Source organism: Pelomonas sp. KK5, from assembly GCF_001984095.1.
Lineage (GTDB): Bacteria > Pseudomonadota > Gammaproteobacteria > Burkholderiales > Burkholderiaceae_C > KK5.
On sequence record NZ_LYVQ01000032.1, the window covers coordinates 1 to 21,633 of the forward strand.

The 21,633-nt window shown below is 69.7% G+C and carries 17 protein-coding genes; 12 read left to right on the forward strand and 5 right to left on the reverse strand.

Going from position 1 to position 21,633, the window contains the following annotated elements:
- The 5 genes from B0W88_RS06985 to B0W88_RS07005 form a co-directional block, all read left to right on the forward strand.
- On the forward strand, window positions 1-1,568 hold a 1,568-nt coding region (locus tag B0W88_RS06985), incomplete at its 5' end, for a peptidase S10 (RefSeq protein ID WP_369973850.1).
- Window positions 1,565-1,918 carry a hypothetical protein gene (locus B0W88_RS06990; RefSeq protein WP_077033943.1) on the forward strand — a complete coding sequence of 118 codons (354 nt, stop codon included), beginning with the start codon at window positions 1,565-1,567 and terminating at the stop codon, window positions 1,916-1,918. The genes B0W88_RS06985 and B0W88_RS06990, both read left to right, overlap by 4 nt.
- Window positions 1,915-2,643: a hypothetical protein gene (locus tag B0W88_RS06995; protein WP_144006651.1), complete on the forward strand. Its 729-nt coding sequence runs from the start codon at window positions 1,915-1,917 to the stop codon at window positions 2,641-2,643. Before B0W88_RS06990 ends, B0W88_RS06995 begins: the two co-directional genes overlap by 4 nt.
- Window positions 2,644-2,658: 15 nt before the next feature.
- Entirely contained in the window at window positions 2,659-2,898 is a 240-nt protein-coding gene (locus B0W88_RS07000) for a hypothetical protein (protein WP_077033945.1), read from the forward strand.
- Between the two features lie 13 nt (window positions 2,899-2,911).
- Complete coding sequence (locus B0W88_RS07005; protein WP_077033946.1) at window positions 2,912-3,526, forward strand: UPF0149 family protein; 615 nt, start codon at window positions 2,912-2,914, stop codon at window positions 3,524-3,526.
- Window positions 3,527-3,571: 45 nt separating this feature from the next.
- On the opposite strand, the gene B0W88_RS07010 is transcribed toward B0W88_RS07005, so the two are convergent.
- Window positions 3,572-6,148 carry a prolyl oligopeptidase family serine peptidase gene (locus tag B0W88_RS07010; protein WP_144006652.1) on the reverse strand — a complete coding sequence of 859 codons (2,577 nt, stop codon included), beginning with the start codon at window positions 6,146-6,148 and terminating at the stop codon, window positions 3,572-3,574.
- A gap of 280 nt (window positions 6,149-6,428) precedes the next feature.
- Between B0W88_RS07010 and B0W88_RS07015 the strand changes: the two genes are divergently transcribed.
- Window positions 6,429-6,746 carry a hypothetical protein gene (locus B0W88_RS07015; RefSeq protein ID WP_077033948.1) on the forward strand — a complete coding sequence of 106 codons (318 nt, stop codon included), beginning with the start codon at window positions 6,429-6,431 and terminating at the stop codon, window positions 6,744-6,746.
- A 6-nt stretch (window positions 6,747-6,752) separates the two neighbouring features.
- Here B0W88_RS07015 and B0W88_RS35165 read toward each other — a convergent pair whose 3' ends face one another.
- Window positions 6,753-8,588: a methyl-accepting chemotaxis protein gene (locus B0W88_RS35165; RefSeq protein ID WP_077033949.1), complete on the reverse strand. Its 1,836-nt coding sequence runs from the start codon at window positions 8,586-8,588 to the stop codon at window positions 6,753-6,755.
- Between the two features lie 150 nt (window positions 8,589-8,738).
- On the opposite strand from B0W88_RS35165, the gene B0W88_RS07025 reads away from it, so the two are divergent.
- The 4 genes from B0W88_RS07025 to B0W88_RS07040 all read left to right on the forward strand — a co-directional run bounded on the left by B0W88_RS07025 (window position 8,739) and on the right by B0W88_RS07040 (window position 13,269).
- Window positions 8,739-9,629: a LysR substrate-binding domain-containing protein gene (locus tag B0W88_RS07025; RefSeq protein ID WP_077033950.1), complete on the forward strand. Its 891-nt coding sequence runs from the start codon at window positions 8,739-8,741 to the stop codon at window positions 9,627-9,629.
- Between the two features lie 123 nt (window positions 9,630-9,752).
- Window positions 9,753-11,084, forward strand: a complete 1,332-nt coding sequence (locus B0W88_RS07030; RefSeq protein ID WP_144006653.1) for an MFS transporter — start codon at window positions 9,753-9,755, stop codon at window positions 11,082-11,084.
- Between the two features lie 20 nt (window positions 11,085-11,104).
- Entirely contained in the window at window positions 11,105-12,292 is a 1,188-nt protein-coding gene (locus tag B0W88_RS07035; RefSeq protein WP_077033951.1) for a CaiB/BaiF CoA-transferase family protein, read from the forward strand.
- Window positions 12,293-12,297: 5 nt separating this feature from the next.
- Window positions 12,298-13,269 carry a hydroxymethylglutaryl-CoA lyase gene (locus tag B0W88_RS07040; RefSeq protein ID WP_077033972.1) on the forward strand — a complete coding sequence of 324 codons (972 nt, stop codon included), beginning with the start codon at window positions 12,298-12,300 and terminating at the stop codon, window positions 13,267-13,269.
- Window positions 13,270-13,273: 4 nt separating this feature from the next.
- On the opposite strand, the gene B0W88_RS07045 is transcribed toward B0W88_RS07040, so the two are convergent.
- Together B0W88_RS07045 and B0W88_RS07050 are read right to left on the reverse strand one after the other, a co-directional pair.
- Window positions 13,274-13,639 carry a hypothetical protein gene (locus tag B0W88_RS07045; protein ID WP_077033952.1) on the reverse strand — a complete coding sequence of 122 codons (366 nt, stop codon included), beginning with the start codon at window positions 13,637-13,639 and terminating at the stop codon, window positions 13,274-13,276.
- On the reverse strand, window positions 13,636-14,151 hold the full coding sequence (locus tag B0W88_RS07050) for an N-acetyltransferase (protein ID WP_077033953.1): 516 nt from the start codon (window positions 14,149-14,151) through the stop codon (window positions 13,636-13,638). The genes B0W88_RS07045 and B0W88_RS07050 overlap by 4 nt, the downstream gene beginning before the upstream one ends.
- A 183-nt stretch (window positions 14,152-14,334) precedes the next feature.
- Between B0W88_RS07050 and B0W88_RS07055 the strand changes: the two genes are divergently transcribed.
- Window positions 14,335-15,216, forward strand: a complete 882-nt coding sequence (locus B0W88_RS07055) for a hypothetical protein (RefSeq protein WP_144006654.1) — start codon at window positions 14,335-14,337, stop codon at window positions 15,214-15,216.
- A 4-nt stretch (window positions 15,217-15,220) separates the two neighbouring features.
- Here the strand turns inward: B0W88_RS07055 and uvrA are convergent, their stop codons facing one another.
- Complete coding sequence (gene uvrA / locus B0W88_RS07060; protein ID WP_077033955.1) at window positions 15,221-20,845, reverse strand: excinuclease ABC subunit UvrA; 5,625 nt, start codon at window positions 20,843-20,845, stop codon at window positions 15,221-15,223.
- Window positions 20,846-21,104: 259 nt separating this feature from the next.
- On the opposite strand from uvrA, the gene B0W88_RS07065 reads away from it, so the two are divergent.
- Window positions 21,105-21,632, forward strand: a complete 528-nt coding sequence (locus tag B0W88_RS07065) for a response regulator (RefSeq protein ID WP_077033956.1) — start codon at window positions 21,105-21,107, stop codon at window positions 21,630-21,632.
- Window position 21,633 lies beyond the last annotated feature (1 nt).

Below are 21,633 nucleotides of genomic sequence, written 5' to 3' on the forward strand. Positions count from 1 at the left end.
CCGGGGGCATGAGCCCTGCCCCCGCCCGCCTGCTTGCCGCGCTGCTCACGGTGCTGCTGGTGGCTGCCTGCGGCGGCGGCGGGGGCGGCAACAACACCACGCCGACGCCGCCCGATACCAGCGGCGTCCTGCAGGACAACACCGCCTACTCGACCGCCGCCACCGCCGCGCTGGCCAGCGCCATCGAGCAGGCCGTCGACACCGACCACACGATCCAGCTCGCCAGCGGCCCGCTCACCTACAAGGCAACGGTCGGCCACCTGACCGCCGGCACCGCGCCGCTGCAGGCCAGCATGTTCTACGTGGCCTACAGCGTCGCCAGCAGCGCCGCCAACGCACCGCCGAGGCCGCTGATCTTCTTCTACAACGGCGGACCGGGTTCGGCCTCGGTCTGGCTGCACCTGGGCTCCTGGGGCCCGCGCCGGCTGGTCACCAACGACCCCGGCGTCAATGTGCCGCTGCCCTACTCGCTGGTGGACAACCAGGAGACCCTGCTCGCCGTGGCCGACCTGGTCTTCGTGGACGCGGTGGGCACCGGCTTCTCGCAGGCGATCGCCCCGGCCACCAACGCGAGCTTCTGGAGCGTGGACGCCGACGCCGCGATCTTCCGCGACTTCATCGGCCGCTACCTGGCCAAGTACCCGCGGCCGGCCAACACGGCGCTGGTGCTCTACGGCGAGTCCTACGGCGGCCTGCGCACGCCGATCGTGGCCCAGGAACTGCTGGCGGCCGGCATGGCGCTGCAGGGCATCGTGCTGCAGTCGCCGATCCTCAACTACAACAGCAACTGCGGCGTGCTCGATCCCGGCCAGCTCAGCTGCGGCAGCTTCATCCCGAGCTATGCCGCCACGGCCGCCTGGTTCCAGCTCTCGCAGCCGCTGGTGCTGGACCTGAACAGCGGGCTGCCGACCTTCGCCGACCTGGTGGCCGGCTTCGTCGACAGCGTCTACGAGCCGGCGGCGCAGCTCTACATCACGCTGCACCAGCCGCTAGGCGGCAGCCTGAACAGCCAGTTGGCCGCCTTCACCGGTCTCACCAGCGCCAACTGGCTCTCGTCCCCGCTGCTGCCGCCGGACCCGTTCCGCAGCCTGCTCAAGCCCCAGCAGTTGCTGGGCCGCTACGACGCGCGCATGAGTGCCGCGGTGGGCAGTGCGCTGGCGGCCGACGGCGATCCCTCCAGCACCGCCACCAACCCGGCCTTCAAGAACGCCATCGCCGCCGTGCTGTCGGACCTGAAGTACCAGGCCACCGTGCCCTATGCGATGAGCAACGACGCGGCAATAGCCCGCTGGGGCTGGCAGCACGACGGCAAGGCCCTGCCCGACGCGATCCCCGACCTGGCCCTGGCGATGACGCTGAAGCCCGGCCTCAAGACCCTGGCCCTGCTGGGCCTGCACGACCTGGCCACGCCCTACCACCTGACCGAGTCGGACCTGGGCCGGCTGGGCACGGCGCCTGCCGTGCAGGTCAAGCGTTACGTAGGCGGCCACATGACCTATCTGGACGACAAGTCCCGGCCGGTCATGCGGACCGACCTGGGCAGTTTCCTCGCCGGACTCTCACCATGAAGACCTGCATTCTGCTGACCGCTCTGTTCGCTGCCGGCGCGTGCGCCCAGCCGACCCAGGATCCCTGGCTGCCGCCGGCCGCGCGCGCCGCCGCAACACCGGAGCCCGAGACCCGCGGCGCCGCGCTGCAGGCCCAGGTGCTGGCCAAGCTGCAGGCGCAGTTCCAGCGCGCCGATAGCACCGGCCGCGGCGCATTGACGATCGAGGAGGCCCGCCGCGCCGGCTGGGCCTTCGCGGTGCAGAACTTCGCCGAGATCGACACCGCCGGCCGCGGCGAGATCCGCCTCGCGGACCTGGGCGGTTTCGTCACGCGCCGCGCGGCGATGGTGGCCTCGGGAGCGGCCCGGTGAGGCGGGGGCTCGGCTTCTTCCTCCTTCTCGCCCTCGCAGCCGCCGGCCCGGCCTGCGCCGATCCCTACGCCTACGTGATGACGCCCTACAACGAGAAGGGCGAGGTCACGCTGCGCCTGAGCTGGGGCACGCAGGACGAACGCACGCGCAGCGCCTCGGGCCAGGCCGTCGCGCTGGGCTGGAGCCCGACCACCTGGTGGTACACCGAGCTGTGGGCCGCCGAGGAGCGCGAGCGCAGCCGCCCGATGCAGTACGACGGCTGGTACTGGAGCAACCAGCTCCACCTCGGGAGCAGCGAGCGCAGTGACTTCTCCTTCTACGCCAGCTACTGGAAGCCCCGCCCCGGCACCGGCGGCTGGAACTGGACGATCGGCCCGATGTGGCAGTACTCGGCCGCGCGGGTGGACTTCAACCTCAATGTGCTGGTCAGCCGCTGGGTGCATCCCTCGTTCCGCCAGCAGCCGGCGGACCTGTCCTACCAGGCCCAGGCGAAGACCTTGCTCGCGCCCGGCTGGGAATGGGGCGCGCAGATGTACGGCGACCTGGGGCCGCTCGCGAACCCCTCGCCCTGGCGCGAGCAGGAGCACCAGCTGGGCCCGGCGATCTTCGGCCACCGCGCCGCCGGCTCCGCTGGAACCTGGCGTTATGACGCGGCGCTGCTGTTCGGCCTGAACAATGCCTCGCCGCGAGCGCTGATGCGCGCCGAGATCGCCTATTCGTTCTGAGGGGACAATCGGGGCATGAAAGTCCATACCGTTGAACTGAACAAGTTCAAATCCGCCTCCAACTCCGTCAACGGCCTGGTGGTGTTCAAGGTCGACGCGACCGTCACGCCCAAGGAGCCGCTGGAAGGCATCGAGCCCAGCACGATCCTGACGATGACCGAAGCCAATGCCCGCGTGCTGATGCAGTTGCTGAAGACCCAGCTGGCCGAGTTCGACAACAAGAAACCGAAGAGCCGCCACGGCCGTCACGGCTGAAAAAAAGACCCCGATGGAATATCCGAGCTACAACCCCAACTCCGACCTGCTGCCGCTGTCCGACGACGAGCTTTCGTCGCTGGACGAGATGCTGCTGGACCTGCCGGTCGACGGCGCGATGAACATCGAGGCGCTGGACGGCTACCTCGCCGGCCTGCTGGTGAGCCCGCAGCCGCTGGCCGAGCTGCCCGGCGCCGCCTGGCTGCCGCGCATCTGGGGCGGCGACGGTGAAGAAGGCAATGCGCCCTTCGCCAGCGGCAAGCAGCGCAAGCGCGCCCAGTTGCTGGCGCTGCGCCACCTGCGCTCGATCGCCTGGCTGTGGGAGAAGAAGCCCGACGGCTGGGAGCCGATCTTCAGCGTCGCCGAGACCGAGGAAGGCGAGGAAGTGACCGATGCCGAAGACTGGGCCGCAGGCTTCATGAGCGCCGTGGACCTGGCCCCCGAGGCATGGGCGCCGCTGTTCGAGAACGCCGAGACCGCGGCGCTGCTGGAGCCGATCGTGCTGCTGGGCAGCGACGAGGATCAGCTCGAAGCGGCCGACCGCGCACGCCTGGCCGACCCGGCCGCCCGCGACGAGATCAGCCGGGCGATACCGGAAGCGGTGCTGGCGCTGTTCGGCAGGAAGTAAGAGAGCAAGACAACAAAAGAAAAGGGGCCCGATCGGGCCCCTTGCTCATTCGCCCAGATGGGCCAGCCAGAAGGCTTCCATCTTGCGATGCAGGCCCACCGGCTTCACCGTGCCGCCCAGCGCATGCACGCCGTCCGGATCGAGATACAGGTCCACCAGCGCGTCCTTGCCGCTGGCCAGCAGCTCGCGGTAGACGTTGACGGTGTCCTGGTACAGCACGTTCGGATCCTGCATGCCGTGGATCAGCAGCAGCGGGTGCTTCAGCTCGCGCGCCAGCGGCAGCAGCGAGAACTTGCGCAGCACCGGCTTCGTGCGGTCCACCTTGCCGATCGTGCGGCCGCTGTACCAGCTGTTGTAGTTCTCCCATTCGGTCGGGCCGGCGCCGGCGATGCCGGCGGCGAACAGCTCGGGCTTGGTGTACAGCGTGTACTGGGTCTCGTAGCCGCCGAAGCTCCAGCCGGTCAGGCCCACGCGCGCCGGGTCGATGCCCAGGTGCTCGTTCATGTACGCGTGCAGGTCTTCCAGGTCCTCGGCCTGCGAGGCGCCCGGGTTCTCCCAGTTGGCGTCGCTGAACTTGCGGCCGTAGTTCGAGTGGCCGCGCGGGTCCACCGCCACCGTCACGTAGCCGTGCTTGACGGCCATGTACATCGCGAACACGTAGCCGGTCTGCTGGAAGCTGTCCACCTCGACGATGTGGCGGTCGTTCAGCGGGCCGCCGTAGGTGTAAACCACGGCCGGGCGGCGGTCGCTCGCCTTCCAGCCGGCGGGCTTGAAGACATAGGCCTGGATCAGGTCGCCATGGCGGTTGCGGTAGCTGAAGCGCTCGGGGCGCAGCTGGTCCACCGCGGCCCAGCCGGTGGCGTCGTGGCTGGCGGTCAGCACCTTGGCCGGCGCGGGCTTCTCGGCATTGAACAGCTTCAGCTCGGGGCGCACGGCCCAGTTGCCGGCGTTGGCGGCGAGCAGGCGGCCGTCCTCGGACACGGCGGCATCGCGGTGGTAGTCGCCGGCCTCGCCCAGTGCCGTCATCGCGCCGCTGGCCATGTCCACGCGGAACACGTTCATCGCCGCGAAGTCCTGCGGGTTGGCGGTGACGAACATCGTCTTGCTGTCCGGCGTGAAGCCCAGCACGCGGGTGGACTCGAAATCGCCCTTCAGCAGCGGGCGCACCGCCTTGGTCGCCACATCCAGCGCGTAGGGCTGCCGGAAGCCGCCCTCGTCCAGGCCCAGCACCAGCGTCCTGCCATCGGGCGTGAAGCGCGGCTGCAGCACGTTGACGACCTCATGACCCACGTCGCCGCGGCGTTCCAGCACGATCTCGGGCTTGGTCCCGGCGTCGTCGGCCTTGCCGAGGTAGACGCGCAGCAGCTCCTTCTCGCGCTCCCAGGTGGCGAAGGCATAGCGGCTGCCGTCGCGGGCCCAGGCGATGGGGCTCAGCTCGAACCAGCCGTCGCCGCCGGCCTGGGTGAATACCGGCTCGCCCTGGCGGCGCGGCAGTTCGCCGGCGGCGGGCACACGGCGGATGTAGATCGCGTAGGGCTTCTCGGTGCGCTTGTCGTCCGAGACCTCGCGCGGCACCTTCTTGGCGGTGGCCCAGCGGTCCGCGTAGTCCATGATCTCGACCTTGCGACCGGCCTCGTCGGGCGCCGCGGCCTTGCTGCCCTCTTCCGGATTCTTCAGCGGGGCACGTGCCACCAGCGACATCCAGCGGCCGTCCTCGCTGATCTCGGTCGACTCGATCTTGTACTTCTTGTCCGCATCGTCGGCGTTGACGATCTCGCGGTTGACCACCTCGACGCCGCCGCGCTCGAAGCGGCCGCGAAGCACGCGGGTGCCGTCGGTGAACACATAAGCCCGATCGTCAGCGGCATACGCGACGATCTTCAGCTCGCGCTGAGTCTGCTGCAGCGGCAGCACCGCCTCGGAGCCGGCCACCCAGCGGAACAGGCCGCCGCGGTACTGGAAGATCAGCTCGTCGTGCGCATGCGCCCAGGCGAGCTGGGCCACGCCCGGATACAGGTCGCTGTCCTTGAGCTTGTTCTTGGCCAGCGACTTCTTCAGCTCGTCGCGCCATTCCCAGGCCTCGCGCGCCTTCTCGGGCTTGGCCGCATCGGCGGCGGATGCAGCCGCATCGGGCGGCACCGGCTTGCCGCTGCGGCGGGCCTCCAGCGCAGCCATCGCGGTCTTCTCGGCGGCGGCCTCGGCCTTGTCGGCGGCCTTCTGGGCGTCGTCGCGGGCCTTCTTCTCGGCCACTTCCTTCTTCACCCGCTCGATGCCGGCGGCTTCCCACTGGCCCAGGTCCACCGCCTGGCCGGCCAGGTAGGCCTGCTGGGCCACTTCCTTCGCCTGGCGCTCGGCCGTTTCATCCTGCTTCTGGCGCAGCTTGCGGTCGAAGCGGTCGAGGTCCTCGGGCGCATCAAAGGCGGCCATCAGCGCGCGGGAGGTCAGGCGCTGGGTCTTGCCGGTCTTGGTGTCGTAGACGTAGAGGTCGGTGCCCGGCTCGCCGAAGGGGTTCCAGCGGTAGGCCAGGTAGCGGCCGCTGTGGCTGAACTCGGCTTCCTTGGCGTTCTCGCCCTTGTAGGGCTCGGCGCGGAACAGCTGCTCCAGGGTCAATGTCGAGGACATCGGGGCGGGCACACCGGCTGCCCCCGTGGCAAAGGAGTTGTATGCGCTGAAAAAAGCGGTTATGACACAGGCTGTGCGCGCCCAGTTCATCAACCCGTTTTTCTTTCCCTGCTTGTCTGCTGTGAACAAAATCACGCTCCGGTACCGCCTCGCCTCCGAGGCAACCTGCCATTCTAGGAAGGCGGTGTCGGGTACCCATTGGTCACGGTGCAAACGGGTGGACACTGGCGCGACCGATCGCCGGCATCAACGCAGCTCGTCGTAGTCCTTCTTCACCATCATGTTTGAAAAAGCCATCGCCCTCATCGTCCTGCTGGCCTGCATCGTCGTCGCGGTGCACATGGCCCTGCCCGCGGCCAAGCGCCGCTGGATGGAAGAGCGCGGCCGCCGCGCCTGGTTGAAGGTGCAGCGAGCGTGGTACTGGGCGGCCGGCTGGCGCCAGCGCCGCGAGATGCACAAGTACGCCCAGGCGGAAGCCGACGCCGCGATCAAGCGCGCCCGCCGCGGCAGCCAGATGGTGGAGGGCGAGTGGGACGGCAATGTCTACCGTCCCAAGTCATTCGACGGCAAGAAGCGCGACAAGCGAGATTTGCACTGAGCTCGATCAGGCGAAAGCCGGTTCCTTCTCGCCGATCTTGAAGGCAGCCACGATGCCTTCCAGGCGCACCGCCTGATCCTTCAGGCTTTCCGCCGCCGCCGCCGATTCCTCGACCAGCGCCGCGTTCTGCTGGGTCATCTGGTCCAGCTGGCTCACCGCCCCGTTGACTTCATTGATGCCCTGGCTCTGCTGGCGCGAGGTGGCGCTCAGCTCGGCCATCATGTCGGTGACGCGCTGCACGCTGTCGACGATGTCGCCCATGCTGCTGCCGGCTTCCGAGACCTGGCGCGAGCCCTCTTCCACCCGCTCCACGCTGGCGCCGATCAGGCTCTTGATCTCCTTGGCGGCCTCGGCGCTGCGCTGGGCCAGCGAGCGCACCTCTGAAGCCACCACCGCGAAGCCGCGGCCCTGCTCGCCCGCTCGTGCGGCTTCCACCGCGGCGTTCAGCGCCAGGATATTGGTCTGGAAGGCGATGCCGTCGATGGTGCCGATGATGTCGCTGATGCGGCGGCTGGACTGGTTGATCTGGTCCATCGTCGCCACCACCTGGGCCACCACTTCGCCGCCGCGCTTGGCCGCGCCGGAGGCGTTGCCCACGAGCTGGTGCGCGCTGGCCGCCGCGTCGGCGCTGTGCTGGACGGTGCTGGTGAGCTGCTCCATCGAGCTCGCCGTCTGCTGCAGGTTGGTGGCGCTTTCCTCGGTACGCTGGCTCAGGTCCTGGTTGCCGACGGCGATCTGGCGCGAGGCCACCGCGATCGACTGGCTGGTCGAGCGCACGTCCACCATCACCGCCTCGATCTTGCCGACGAAGAGGTTGAACGAGCGGGCGATGTCGGCGATCTCGTCCTGGCCTTCGGCGGGCAGGCGCTGGGTCAGGTCGCCGGTGCCGGAGCCGATCTGGTCCATCGCGTCGCGCACCTCGCCCAGGCCCTTCAGCAGCACGCCGATGGCCAGCGCCGACAGCGCGGCCGCCACGGCGGCGATGCAGACCAGCGCGATGCCGGCGGCGCGCAGCACGCCGCTCAGCGCCGCCAGCGCCTCACCGCGTTCGGCGGCCAGCACCAGCGTCCAGTCGGTGCCGGGCACCGGGGTGGACTTCAGGAAGAACTCGTTCTCGCCGATGCGGGCCAGCGGCAGTGCGCCATTCACCGATTCGGCGGCCTGCTTCAGCAGCGCGCCGTCCACCTCGGCCGACATGTCCTTGACCGGCTTCAGCGTCAGCGCCGCGTCCGGGTGGGCAATGATCTTCCCTTCCTTGTCGAGCAGGAAGGCCAGGCCGCTGGCGGTGGGCTTGATCGACTTCATCGTCTCGATCACGTCGTCCAGCGTCACGTCGATGCCGCCGACGGCGACCAGCTTGCCGTCATCGCCCTTGATCGCGCGGGCGAAGGTCACGACCAGCTTCTTCGACGAGGCCGCGATATAGGGCGCGGTGATCACCGGCGCGTCCGGCGTCTGCTCGGCCAGCTTGAACCAGGGGCGGGCCGTCGGGTCGTAGTCCGGCGCGCGCTTGCGGTCGGGGAAGGAGACCATGCGCTTGTCCGCGCTGCCGATGTAGGCCAGGTCCAGCCGGCCCGACTTCAGCGCCTGCTCCAGCGGCGCGGCGGGGTTCTCCAGCGCGGCGGCCGGGGCCAGCGCGGCGACGATGTCCTGCTGCTTCTTCACCCAGGCGCCCATCGCGGCGGCGTGGGCCTGGCCGAGGTCGTTCAGCTCGGTGCTCAGCTGCTGGCGGGCGTGCGTGCGCACGGTCAGGTAGCTGGCCAGCGTGGCGATGCCGACGGCGGCCACGACGATGAGCATGCAGATCGCGATCAGGCGCTGCTTGATGGTTCTGAAAATCATGGTGGCGCTGAAGTAATTGGTTACGTCGACGGGGCGAAGCGGCGGATTCTAGATAGCGCTATCCCGTCGACCAAGGGTTTACCCGAGAGCCGAACCTGCTTCCGTGCGATGAGTCACAAAGCCCGGGCCGGACAGAGAGAATGCCGGCCCATGAACCTGCACCGGCTGGACCTCGTCTCCCTGCACCTGTTCAACCTGGTGGCCCGCACCGGCAGCATCAGCAAGGGCGCGGAGCTGGCGCCGCTGGCGGTGGGCGCGGCCAGCAAGCGCATCAGCGAGCTGGAGGCGGCCGTCGGCGCCACGCTGCTGGAGCGGCACTCGCGCGGCGTCACGCTGACCGCTGCCGGCGAGGCGCTGCAGCGCCATGCGCAGCGCATCCTGGCCGACGTGGACCAGCTCGAGGCGGATCTGTCGGACCATGCCAAGGGCCTGGTCGGCGTCGTGCGCCTTTGGGCCAACACCTCGGCGGTGACGCAGTTCCTGCCCCAGGACATCGCCCGCTTCGTCGCCGCCAATCCGGAGATCCGCATCGAGCTGGAGGAAGCGGACAGCAACGAGATCGCCAGCGCGGTGCTGGACGGCCGGGCCGACTTCGGCATCCTCGCCGACCGCACGCCGGTGCCCGGTCTGCAGACGATGAACTACCGGCAGGACCGGCTGGTGCTGGTGGTGCCGCAGGGCCATGCGCTGGCGCGTCGGCGCCAGGTGCGCTTCGAGGAGGCGGTGGAGTTCGACTTCGTCAGCCTCGCCAAGAACACCTCGCTGGCCCGCCGCCTGCAGGCCGAGACCGACGCGCTGGGCCGGCGGCTGAAGATGCGCATCCAGGTGCGCAGCTTCGATGCGATGTGCCTGATGGTCGCCGCGGGCCTGGGCGTGGCGGTGCTGCCCTCGGACGCGATCCGCCCGCACCTGCGCTCCATGCACCTGAAGGAGATCGCGCTGCTGGACGAGTGGGCGAAGCGGCGCCTGCTGATCGCGCTGCGCGACGCAGCGGCGGTGCCCCGGCACGTGCGCCTGCTGATCGATCATCTGTCAGGCTGAGTTCCGGGTTAGCCCGGGGTCGCTTTCCCGTTCCGCGAAAGCTCGTTGACGATCCCCGTCATTCCGTCCGGCCGGGTGCGGCTCCCAGAATGCCGCCACACGACAACGATGGAGACAAGCCAGATGGCCCTATCGATCCCTTCCGCGGGCGCCCTGCCCGCCACCGACGCCTCGCAACCCGACGAGGCCCGCATCGTCCGCAAGGTGGCCTGGCACATCATGCCGCTGATCATGGTGTGCTACCTGTTCGCCTTCTTCGACCGCATCAACATCAGCTTCGCCAAGTTCGCGCTGCAGAGCGACCTGCACCTGAGCGACACCGCCTACGGCCTCGGCGCCGGCCTGTTCTCGCTGGGTTATGTGCTGCTGGAGGTGCCGTCGAACCTGATGCTCTACAAGGTCGGCGCGCGGCGCTGGATCGCGCGGATCATGGTCTCCTGGGGCATCGCCACCGCGCTGATGATGTTCGTCAACAGTGAGTGGCAGTTCTACGCGCTGCGCTTCCTGATCGGCGCCATGGAAGCGGGCTTCGCGCCCGGCGTGCTGTACTACCTGACGCTGTGGTTCCCGACCGCCTACCGCGGCCGCATCACCTCGATGCTGTTCGTCGCCTCGGCCTTCGCCGGCCTGTTCGGCGCGCCGACGGCCGGCCTGGTGCTCAAGCACATGGACGGGCTGATGGGCATGGCCGGCTGGCACTGGCTGTTCCTGGTCGGCGGCCTGCCCTGCATCGGCCTGGGCGCACTGGTGTACGGCGTGCTGAAGGACCGCATCCAGGATGCGCACTGGCTGAGCGCACCCGAGCAGCAACTGCTCTCGAGCCGCATCGCCGAGCAGAACCGCCACATCGGCAACCACTCGCTGCTGGGCGCGCTGAAGGTGCCGGGCTTCCTGACGCTGGGCCTGGTGTACTTCCTGATCCAGGTGGCCTCCTACGGCCTGAACTTCTGGGCGCCGCACCTGATCCGCGCCTCCGGTGCCACCGACCCGACGACGATCGGCCTGCTGACCGCCGTGCCCTACCTCTGCGGCGCGATCACGATGGTGGTCATCGGCCGCATCTCGGACGCCAGCGGCCGGCGCAACACCTTCGTCGCCGCGCTGATCGCGCTGGCCGCCTTCGGCTTCGTCGCCGCCGGCCTGTTCGACAAGAGCACGGTGATGGTGGTGATCGCGCTGGGCGTCATGGGCACCGGCGTGGTCGCCTCGATCCCGGCCTTCTGGGCGCTGCCGCCCAAGCTGGTGACCGGCGCCGGCGCGGCCGGCGGCATCGCGCTGATCAATACGTTGGGGCAGCTGGGCGGTATCGTCAGCCCGGTGATGGTGGGCCGCATCAAGGACCTGAGCGGCAGCACGACGCCGGCGCTGTACGTCATCGCCGCGCTGGCCCTGCTCTGCGCCGCCATCCTGCTGTGGGGCCTGCCCGAGCGGCTGCGCCAGCGGGAACAAGCTTGAACCTCGAGGACTGATTCACCATGGAAGCTTTGCAAGGACTGCGCGTCATCGAGATGGGCCAGTTGATCGCCGGCCCCTTCGCCGGCAAGACGCTGGGCGACTTCGGCGCCGACGTGATCAAGATCGAGGCCCCCGGCGCCGGCGATCCGCTGCGCAACTGGCGGCTGCTGCAGGACGGCACGTCCGTCTGGTGGCAGGTCCAGTCGCGCAACAAGCGCTCGATCGCGCTGGACCTGCGCAGTACCGAAGGCCAGGACATCGCCCGCAAGCTGATCGCCGAGGCCGACGTGCTGATCGAGAACTTCCGCCCCGGCACGCTGGAGGGCTGGGGCATGGACTACGAGACGCTGTCGGCGCTCAACCCCGGCCTGATCATGCTGCGCATCTCCGGCTACGGCCAGACCGGCCCCTACCGCGACCTGCCCGGCTTCGGCGCCATCGGCGAGGCGATGGGCGGCCTGCGACACCTGACCGGCGAGCCCGGCCGCGTGCCGGTGCGCTGCGGTATCTCGATCGGCGACACGCTGGCCGCGCTGCACGGCACGATCGGCGTGCTCACCGCGCTGTACCACCGCAAGGTCAACGGCGGCCGCGGCCAGGTGATCGACGTGGCGCTGCATGAAGCCGTGTTCAACGTGATGGAAAGCCTGGTCCCGGAGTACAGCGCCTTCGGCGCGGTGCGCGAGGCCGCGGGCAGCGCGCTGCCGGGCATCGCCCCGTCCAACGCCTACCGCTGCAGCGACGGCTATGTGCTGGTGGCCGGCAACGGCGACAGCATCTTCAAGCGGCTGATGCAGCAGATCGGGCGCGATGACCTGGGCAACGATCCGGCGCTGGCCGACAACGCCGGCCGCGTGGCCCGCGTCGGCGAGATCGACGCGGCGATCGAGGCGTGGACGCTGCCGCAGACGGTGGCCGCCGTGCTGGAACGCCTGGGCGAGGCCCGCGTGCCGGCCGGCAAGGTCTACACGGCGAAGGACATCGCCGAGGACCCGCACTACCGCGCCCGCGACATGATCCTGACGCAGCGGACCCGCGACGGGCATGAAGTCGAGGTGCCCGGCATCGTGCCCAAGCTGATGGGCACGCCGGGCAGCATCCGCAGCTCGGCACCGAAGCTCGGCGACGACACCGACGCGGTGCTGGCCGGCATCGGCTTCTCGGCCTCCGACATCGCGGCGCTGCGCATGCGCAAGGTGGTGGCATGAACATGATGTCCACGCTCTGGCAGGGTGCAGGCCGCCGCATCCATCTCCAGGAAGTCGGCACCCGCGACGGCCTGCAGGCCGAGGCCGCCTTCGTGCCGACCGAGGACAAGATCGCGCTGGTGAACGCGCTGTCCCGTACCGGCCTGGCCAAGATCGAGGTCACCTCCTTCGTCTCGCCCAAGGCCATCCCCGCGCTGCGCGACGGCGAGCAGGTGATGCGCGAGATCGAGCGCCGGCCCGGCGTCGTCTACAGCGCGCTGGTGCCCAACACCCGCGGCGCCGAGCGCGCCATCGATGCGCGCACCGACGAATTCAACCTGGTGATGTCGGCCAGCGAAAGCCACAACCTCTCGAACCTGCGGATGACGCGGGCGCAGTCCTTCGCGGCGCTGTCGGAGGTCAACGCGCTGGCGCGCCAGGCCGGCGCGGCCGTCAACGTCTCGCTGTCCTGCGCCTTCGGCTGCCCGATGGAGGGCGAGGTGACGGGCGTGCTCGACTGGTGCGCGCGCTATGTCGAGGAGCTGGGCGTGCGCGGCGTGACCCTCTGCGACACGACCGGCATGGCCTTCCCGACCCAGGTGGCCGCGCTGACCGCCGCCTTCCGCGCGCGCTGGCCGCAGACGGAGCTGACGCTGCACTTCCACAACACCCGCGGCCTGGGCCTGGCCAATGTGCTGGCCGCCATCGACGCCGGCGCGGACCGCTTCGACGCCTCGCTGGGTGGCATCGGCGGCTGCCCCTACGCGCCCGGCGCCAGCGGCAATGTCTGCACCGAGGAGATCGTGCACGCGCTGGACCTGATGGGCTACGACACCGGCATCGAGCTGCCACTGCTGATCGACGCCGCCGGACACCTGCCGGTGCTGCTGGGCCACGACGTGCCGAGCCAGTTGCTGAAGGCCGGCCGGCGGCTGGACCTGCATCCGCTGCCGGCGGATTTCGAGGCCATCCGCGAGCGGGCGATGGCGCGCACGTAACGCGCTACTTGCGCGGCGGGCCCATGCTGCGCGCGCAGAACTTCTCCACATGGGCCAGCGCCGTCTCGCAGTAGGTGGCGATCTGGGCTCGGGTGCCGCCCTCTTGAGCGAAGGCCTTCAGCTGCCGCTGCAGGTCGGCCTTGTAGACGGCGGAAGCGCGGATCTCGGCCGCGAGCTTGCTCTCCACCTTGCCGCAGGCCCGCACCGGATCGAGCCGGCGCATGAACTCGATGCGCCGGCCCGGCTCGTTCTTCGAGCAGATCGCGATGTCGGTGTCGAAGCTGGCGAAGCCGTGGGCGGTGGGGGTGTAGTCGGCGGCCAGTGCTGGCAAGGCGACCGCCAGCAGCAGGCCCGCCGCGCGCCGTCTCACGCCATGCGCCGCAGGGTGTCGTCGGCGGTGGAGCGCTTCACCGGCAGCTTCATGAACACCAGTTCCTCCGTCGACGAGGCCGGCACCGGCACGAAGCCGAGCTTGGCGTACATGCGCAGCGCGTCGGTGTTGTCCCGGTAGGCGCGCAGCGTCACGGTGCCGGCGCCGGTCGCCTTGACCGCCGCGGCCACCAGCAGTTGGCCCAGTTGGAGGCCGGCGCCTTTGCCGCGCAGCTTGGGCGAGACGATGATGCGGCCCAGGTGCACCTGGCCCGGCGTGGAGACCCAGAACTGGCCGAAGCCGCCCAGCGTGGTGGTGCCGGCCGCGTCCTTCTCCACCATCGTCAGACTCTCGCCGCCGCCGGGAATGGCCAGCTCGCGCGCCAGCTCATTGGGCTTGAAGGGAAAGTGCACGCGAGGGCCGGCCCAGCGCAGGCAGGCCGTCGCATCGGGCACCCAGCCCGCGATGGTGGTGTAGTCGGCGGGCTCGGCGGGGCGGAGAGAGGCGGTCATGGCGACGATTCCTACTGCAAGAACGATGTCCTGACGATGAATCTACTCCAGGGGAGTGCCACTACGGGCCCCGCGATGACCCTGAAGTGGGTGGAAACAACGACAGCCTGCATCCGCCGGGCAAGCCGCGGACCGGGTTGTCTTGAATTTCCGGCCGGTGAAGCGCATGACAAGATGTGGCCCGTGAATGCCAGACCACCCCTGACCCTCCTGCCGCTGGCCGCGATCGCCGCGGCCGCCTGGCTGCTGGCCGCCGGTCCGGCGGAACAGCAGGCGCCGGACGAGCCCTCGTGGCCGCAGGCGCCCGCCCGCGCGCACATGCCCCAGCCGGCCCGGCTGCCCGCCGAGCCGCAGGCGCCGGGCCGCCAGCGGACGCTGCCCTCGTCCAGCACCCCGACGAAGGTCGACCGCCTGCCGGCGGAAGTGCCCACGCCTGCCGTCGGCGCAGAGGGTTATGGCCCGCAGATCCTGCGCGCCATCGAGACCGGCGACGCGCGGCAGGCCTTCGAGGCCGCCCAGCAGATCGACGCCTGCCGCGCCAGCAACGAGCAGCAGCTGGACGCGCTCTACCAGGCCCGCGCCGCCTCGCCGCGGCTGGATGTCCAACGCCTGATCGAACTGATGCAGGCCGAGATGCGCCGCTGCCAGACGCTGACGCCGGACCTCGCCGCGCAGCAGACGGCCCTGGCCCGGCGCGCGATGCGCGGCGGCGTGCCCGGTGCCGCGGCGATGTATTCGCAGCTGACCAACGCCCGCCCGCCGGCCGAAGACCGCAGCCAGCTCGCCAGCCAGTTGCAGGCCGACGCCCAGGACGGCGACGCCGCGGCCGTCCAGCAGATCGCCACCCAGGCCGAGCCGCTGCAGCTGCCGCCGGACACCGCGGCCGTCTACCAGGCGAGCTACGAGCGCCTGCGCCGCGCGGCCGTTTTCCCGGAGCGCGACGGCAGGGACATGGCGCCGCAAGCGCCGTCCCCCGCCCCCGGCCAGTACGTGGATGGGGAACGGGTCGGGCGCATCGTCGAGCGGGTGCTGATGCGGCAGCAGATGCCGCCGCCACGCCGCTAACGCCTCAACGCGCCAGCACCGGCTTCAGCGCCACACCCGTGTGGCTGCCCGAGGCCACCACCTGCTCCGGCGTACCGGCCACGACGATCCGGCCGCCGGCCGTGCCGCCTTCCGGCCCCAGGTCCAGCACCCAGTCGGCCTCGGCGATCACGTCCAGGTCGTGCTCGATGACGACGACCGAATGCCCGCCCGCCACCAGCCGGTGCAGCACGCGGATCAGGCGCTCGACGTCGGCCATGTGCAGGCCCACGGTCGGCTCGTCCAGCACGTAGAGCGTGTGCGGGGCCTTCTGGCCGCGGCGCGTGACGTCGTCGCGCACCTTCACCAGCTCGCTGACCAGCTTGATCCGCTGCGCCTCGCCGCCCGACAGCGTCGGGCTCGGCTGCCCCAGCGTCAGGTAGCCCAGACCCACATCCTGCAGCAGCTTCAGCGGATGGGCGATCGAGGGCATCGCGGCGAAGAACTCGACCGCCTCGTCCACCTCCATCTGCAGCACCTCGCCGATGCTCTTGCCGCGCCAGGTGCAGCCCAGCGTCTCCGGGTTGAAGCGCTGGCCGTGGCACTGGTCGCACAGCACCTTCACATCCGGCAGGAAGCTCATCTCGATGGTCTTCATGCCCTGCCCTTCGCAGCCGGGGCAGCGGCCCTCGCCGGTGTTGAAGCTGAAGCGGTTGGCCGCGTAGCCGCGTGCCTTGGCTTCGAGCGTCTCGGCGAAGAGCTTGCGGATCGCGTCCCAGAAGCCGATGTAGGTGGCCGGGCAGGAGCGCGGGGTCTTGCCGATCGGGGTCTGGTCGACTTCCAGCACGCGGTCCACCTGCTCGTGGCCTTCGATGCCGGCGCAGCCGATCCATGCCGCGGGCGCCTTCCTCAACGGCACTGCCATGGCCATATTGGCGAGCAGCACGTCGCGGGCCAGCGTGGACTTGCCGGAGCCGGAGACGCCGGTGATCGCCACCAGCCGGTGCAGCGGCACGTCGACGCTCACATGCTGGAGGTTGTGCAGCGTCGCGTCGCTCACCTTCAACTTCGGCGCATCCCGCAGCATCTCGCGCCGCTCCTGCAGCGGGTGCACCAGCGGATTGGCGAGGAAGCGGCCGGTGACCGACTCCGCCACCGCCGCCAGTTCCGCCGCCGAGCCCTGCGCGACCACCGAGCCGCCGCGCTTGCCGGCGCCGGGGCCGATGTCGATGATGTGGTCGGCGCGGCGGATCGTGTCCTCGTCATGCTCGACGACGACCAGCGTGTTGCCCTTGTCACCCAGCGTACCCAGCGCCTTCAGCAGGATCTGGTTGTCGCGCGGGTGCAGGCCGATGGTCGGCTCGTCCAGCACGTAGCAGACGCCTTGCAGATTGCTGCCGAGCTGCGCGGCCAGGCGGATGCGCTGGGCCTCGCCGCCGGAGAGCGTCGGCGCCGCCCGGTCCAGCGTCAGGTAGCCCAGGCCGACCTCTTCGAGGAACTCAAGCCGGCCCTGGATCTCGACGACCACGTCGCGGGCGATGTCGGCATCGCGGCCGACCAGGTTCAGGCTATCCACCCATTCGCGCGCTTCCTTGACGCTCCAGCCGGCGACCGTGCTGATCGCCTGGTCCTCGAAGGTGACGGCGCGGGCGGCGGCGTTCAGCCGCGAGCCGTGGCACTCCGGGCAAGGCTGGTCGGCCAGGCCTTCTACTTCCGCCTCCTCGGCCGGGAAGCTCTGTTCGCGGCCCTTGTTGTCCTTCTCGGTGACCGAGTCGTCCAGCGCCTTGCGCTGCTCGCGGGTCAGCGCAAGACCCGTCCCCACGCAGTGCGTGCACCAGCCGTGCTTGGAGTTGTACGAGAACATGCGCGGGTCCAGCTCGGCATAGCTGGTGCCGCAGGTCGGGCAGGCGCGCTTGGTCGAGAAGACCTTGACCGCGCCGATGCCCGCCGTCGAGCGACCGGCGGCGATGGCCGACTGCAGATCGTCCAGCGGCGACAGCAGGTGCAGCACGCCCTTGCCGATGTCCAGCGCCTTGGCCAGCAGCTCGCGCAGCTCGGCCTCCTTCGCCGGCGTGATCACCAGGTCGCCGACCGGCAGCTCCAGCGTGTGCTCCTTGAAGCGGTCCAGGCGCGGCCAGGGCGAGGTGGGCAGGAACTCGCCGTCCACCCGCAGGTGCGTGTGGCCGCGGGCCTTGGCCCATTTGGCGAGGTCGGTGTACAGGCCCTTGCGGTTGACCACCAACGGCGCCAGCAGGCCCACATGCTTGCCGCGGTAGTCGCGAAGCAGCTGCGCGGCGATCGACTCGACGCTCTGCGGCCGCACCGGCGTGCCATCGTTGACGCAGTGCTGCACGCCCAGCTTCACATAGAGCAGGCGCAGGAAGTGCCAGACCTCGGTGGTCGTCGCCACCGTGCTCTTGCGGCCGCCGCGCGACAGGCGCTGCTCGATCGCCACCGTCGGCGGGATGCCCCAGACGGCGTCCACCTCCGGCCGGCCGGCCGGCTGCACAATCGAGCGCGCATAGGCGTTCAGCGATTCCAAGTAGCGGCGCTGCCCTTCGTTGAACAGGATGTCGAAGGCCAGCGTGCTCTTGCCGGAACCGGAGACGCCGGTGATCACGTTGAACTTGCCGCGCGGGATCGCCACGTCCACCGACTTCAGGTTGTGCTCGCGGGCGTTGACGATGCGGATCGCCTCATCATTCGCCTTGCGGCGGGCGCGGAAGACGGTCTGCAGCGGCCGGCCCTCCTCCACCGCGAAGGCGGGCCGGTCCATGTGCAGTGCATATTCACGTAGCGCCTGTGCGGTATGCGACGTGGGGTGATCCTTCACCTCCTCCGGCGTGCCCTGGCAGACCAGTTCGCCGCCGGCTTCGCCGCCCTCGGGGCCGAGATCGATCAGCCAGTCGGCCGCGCGGATCACGTCGAGGTTGTGCTCGATCAGGATCAGCGAGTGGCCAGCCGACAGCAGCTTGCGCAGCGCACGCATCAGCTTGGCGATGTCGTCGAAGTGCAGGCCGGTGGTCGGCTCATCGAACAGGAACAGCGTGCCCTTCTTGGCCAGTGCCTGGCGCGGCTTGGTGGCCGCCTCGGCGAGAAAGCCGGCCAGCTTCAGGCGCTGGGCCTCGCCGCCGGAGAGCGTGGGGACCGGCTGGCCGAGCTTGATGTATTCGAGGCCGACGTCGACGATCGGCTGCAGCTTGCCGAGCACTTCGCGGTCATTGGCAAACAACTCCACCGCTTCGCTAACGGTCAATTCGAGCGCATCCGACACGCTCAGCTCCCGCGTGCCGCGATGCAGCTTCACATCGAGCATCTCGGCGCGGAAGCGCTTGCCGTCGCAGTCCGGGCAGCGCAGGTAGACGTCGCTGAGGAACTGCATCTCCACGTGCTCGAAGCCCGAGCCGCCGCAGGTCGGGCAGCGGCCGTCGCCGGCGTTGAAGCTGAACATGCCGGCGGTGTAGCTGCGCTCGCGGGCCACCGGCGTGTCGGCGAAGAGCTTGCGGATCTCGTCCCAGGCGCCGACGTAGGAGGCCGGGTTGGAGCGCGCGGTCTTGCCGATCGGCGACTGGTCGACGAAGACCGCGTCGGACAGCCAGTCGGCGCCGAGCAGGCTGTCGTGCTCGCCGGGCGATTCGGTCTGCTGGCCGAAGTGCCGGGCCAGCGCCGGGAACAGCACGTCCTGCATCAGCGTGCTCTTGCCCGAGCCGGAGACGCCGGTGACGACCACCATCCGCTGCAGCGGGAACTCGACCGAGACGTCCTTCAGGTTGTTGGCGCGCACGCCCTGCAGCAGCAGCTTGGGCGTGCTGGCTTCCACCAGCCGCTTCAGGCCCATGCCCACATGCTTGCGCGCGCCGAGGTAGGCGCCGGTCAGCGTGTCCGCGCCGCGGATGCTCTCGGGCGTGCCGTCGAAGACGATGGAGCCGCCCTTCTCGCCCGGGCCCGGGCCCATGTCGATCAGGCGGTCCGCCGCCAGCATCACGGCCGGGTCGTGCTCGACGACGACCAGCGTGTTGCCCGCGTCGCGCAGCCGCTGCATCGCCTGCACGATGCGGCCCATGTCGCGCGGATGCAGGCCGATGCTGGGCTCGTCCAGCACGAACAGCGTGTTGACGAGCGAGGTGCCCAGCGCCGTCGTCAGGTTGATCCGCTGCACCTCGCCGCCGGACAGCGTGCGGCTCTGGCGGTCCAGCGTCAGGTAGCCGATGCCCACGTCGCAGAGGTACTTGAGCCGGTTGCGGATCTCGTCGAGCAGCAGCTTCAGCGCCTCGTCGAGGATGCCGCCGGGCAGCTGCAGCTCGTCGGCGAAGCGGCGCAGCCGGTGGATCGGCATCTGCATCATGTCGTGCAGGCAGAGGCCCGGCAGCGCTTCCAGCTGCTCGCGGCTCCAGGCCACGCCGGCGGGCATGAACCTTTGAGACGCCGGCAGCACCGAATCCGCCAGCGCCTTCGAGCCGACGCGCCACAGCAGCGCCTCGGTCTTCAGCCGCGCGCCCTGGCAGGTCGGGCAGGTGGTGTAGCTGCGGTACTTGGACAAGAGCACGCGGATGTGCATCTTGTAGGCCTTGCTCTCCAGGTAGTCGAAGAAACGCCTGACCCCGTACCACTGCTTGTTCCAGTTGCCGGTCCAGTTGGGCGAGCCTTCGATGACCCAGTGGCGCTGCGCCTCGGTCAGCTGGCTCCAGGGCGTGTCGCGCGGGATGCCGGCCTCGCCGGCGTAGCGCAGCAGGTCGGCGAAGCTGTCGCTCCAGGCCGGGGTCGACAGCGTCTTGATCGCGCCGCCGCGCAGCGTCTTCTTCTCGTCCGGGATCACCAGGCCCAGGTCCACGCCGATCACGCGGCCGAAACCGCGGCAGGCCTCGCAGGCGCCCATCGCCGAATTGAAAGAGAACAGGGGCGGCTGCGGGTCGGCGTAGCGGATGTCGCTGTCGGGGCAGTGGAGTCCGGTTGAATAACGCCATATGTCAGCGTCATCGACGTAGACGGCCAGGCGACCCCCGCCGCGCTTCAGGCCCAGCTCGATCGCTTCCATCGCGCGCTGCCTGTCGGCGCCCTGGATGCGGAAGCGGTCGGCCACGACGTCGAGCACCTTGCGGCCGTTGGCCTCGCGCTCGGCCTGCACGCGGGTGAAGCCGCTGGCGGCCAGCCACTGCTCGACCTGCTCGGCGGACGTGTCCTTGGGCAGTTCGACCGGGAAGGTCAGCACCAGGCGGGGATCCCTCGCCTTCGTGCGCTCCATCAGCTCGGCGTAGATCGACTGCGACGAATCGTGCCGAACCGCTTTGGCCGTCTGCCGGTCGAACAGCTCGGCCGCGCGGGCGAACAGCAGCTTCAGGTGGTCGTTCAGCTCCGTCATCGTGCCAACGGTGGAGCGGCTGGTGCGCACCGGGTTGGTCTGGTCGATGGCGATGGCGGGCGGCACGCCGTCCACCTTGTCCACGGCGGGGCGGTCCATCCGGTCCAGGAACTGGCGGGCGTAGGCCGAGAAGGTCTCGACATAACGCCGTTGTCCCTCGGCGTACAGGGTGTCGAAGACCAGGCTGGACTTGCCCGAGCCGCTGGGGCCGGTAACGACGGTGAGCTCGCCGGTGCGGACGTCCAGGTCCAGGTTCTTCAGATTGTGTTGGCGGGCGCCGCGGATGCGGATCAGACCTTCGTCGTCGGACATTGCTTACTGCCTGCTGGAAAGTGGGACCGGACATTCTAGGAAGGGCCGACGACCCTTCTTGTCAGCAGCCGCAATGCCCCAACCCGGTAATAACGTCTAAGTCAAGCGGCATATGGCCACAGCTCTTCATTGCGCGGCGGCGCGGCTGCGGCAACAATGGCCATCGACCCGCATTTGATCGGCCCAGCCGGCGCGCGAGTCACGGGGAGGGCTTCCGGCAAAGGCCGGCGGCGCAGTTCTGGCGAGGTGGAAAGCAAGCATGGATGAGATCGCAATCCGGAACCGAGGCAACAGCACTTACAAGGTGCCAGCCTGGTTGGGTGCCCCGGCCGACGACGACGCCGAGGACGCGGGCAGGCCGGCGGCCAAGCCCTCCGGCGAGAGCGCCGGCGCCGCGCGCAAGCCGATCGTGCTGCTGGTCGAGGACAACCACATCAACCAGGTCGTGGCCCTGGAGTTCCTGAGCCTGATGGGCGTGCAGGCCCGCCTGGCACGCAACGGCCTGGAAGCGCTGGCCGCCTGTGCCGAATCCGCCCCGGACCTGGTGCTGATGGACATCCAGATGCCCGGCATGGACGGCCTGGAATGCACCCGCCGCATCCGCGACCAGCAACGCGCCGGCACGCTGGCCCCGTTCCCGATCCTGGCGCTGACGGCCCATGCGCTGGACAGCGACGTGGCCGCCAGCATGGCCGCGGGGATGGATGAACACCTGACCAAACCGCTCGACTTCTCGGCCCTGCGGGCGCGGCTGGCGAAGTGGCTGACCCTGCCCTCGTCAAACTGAC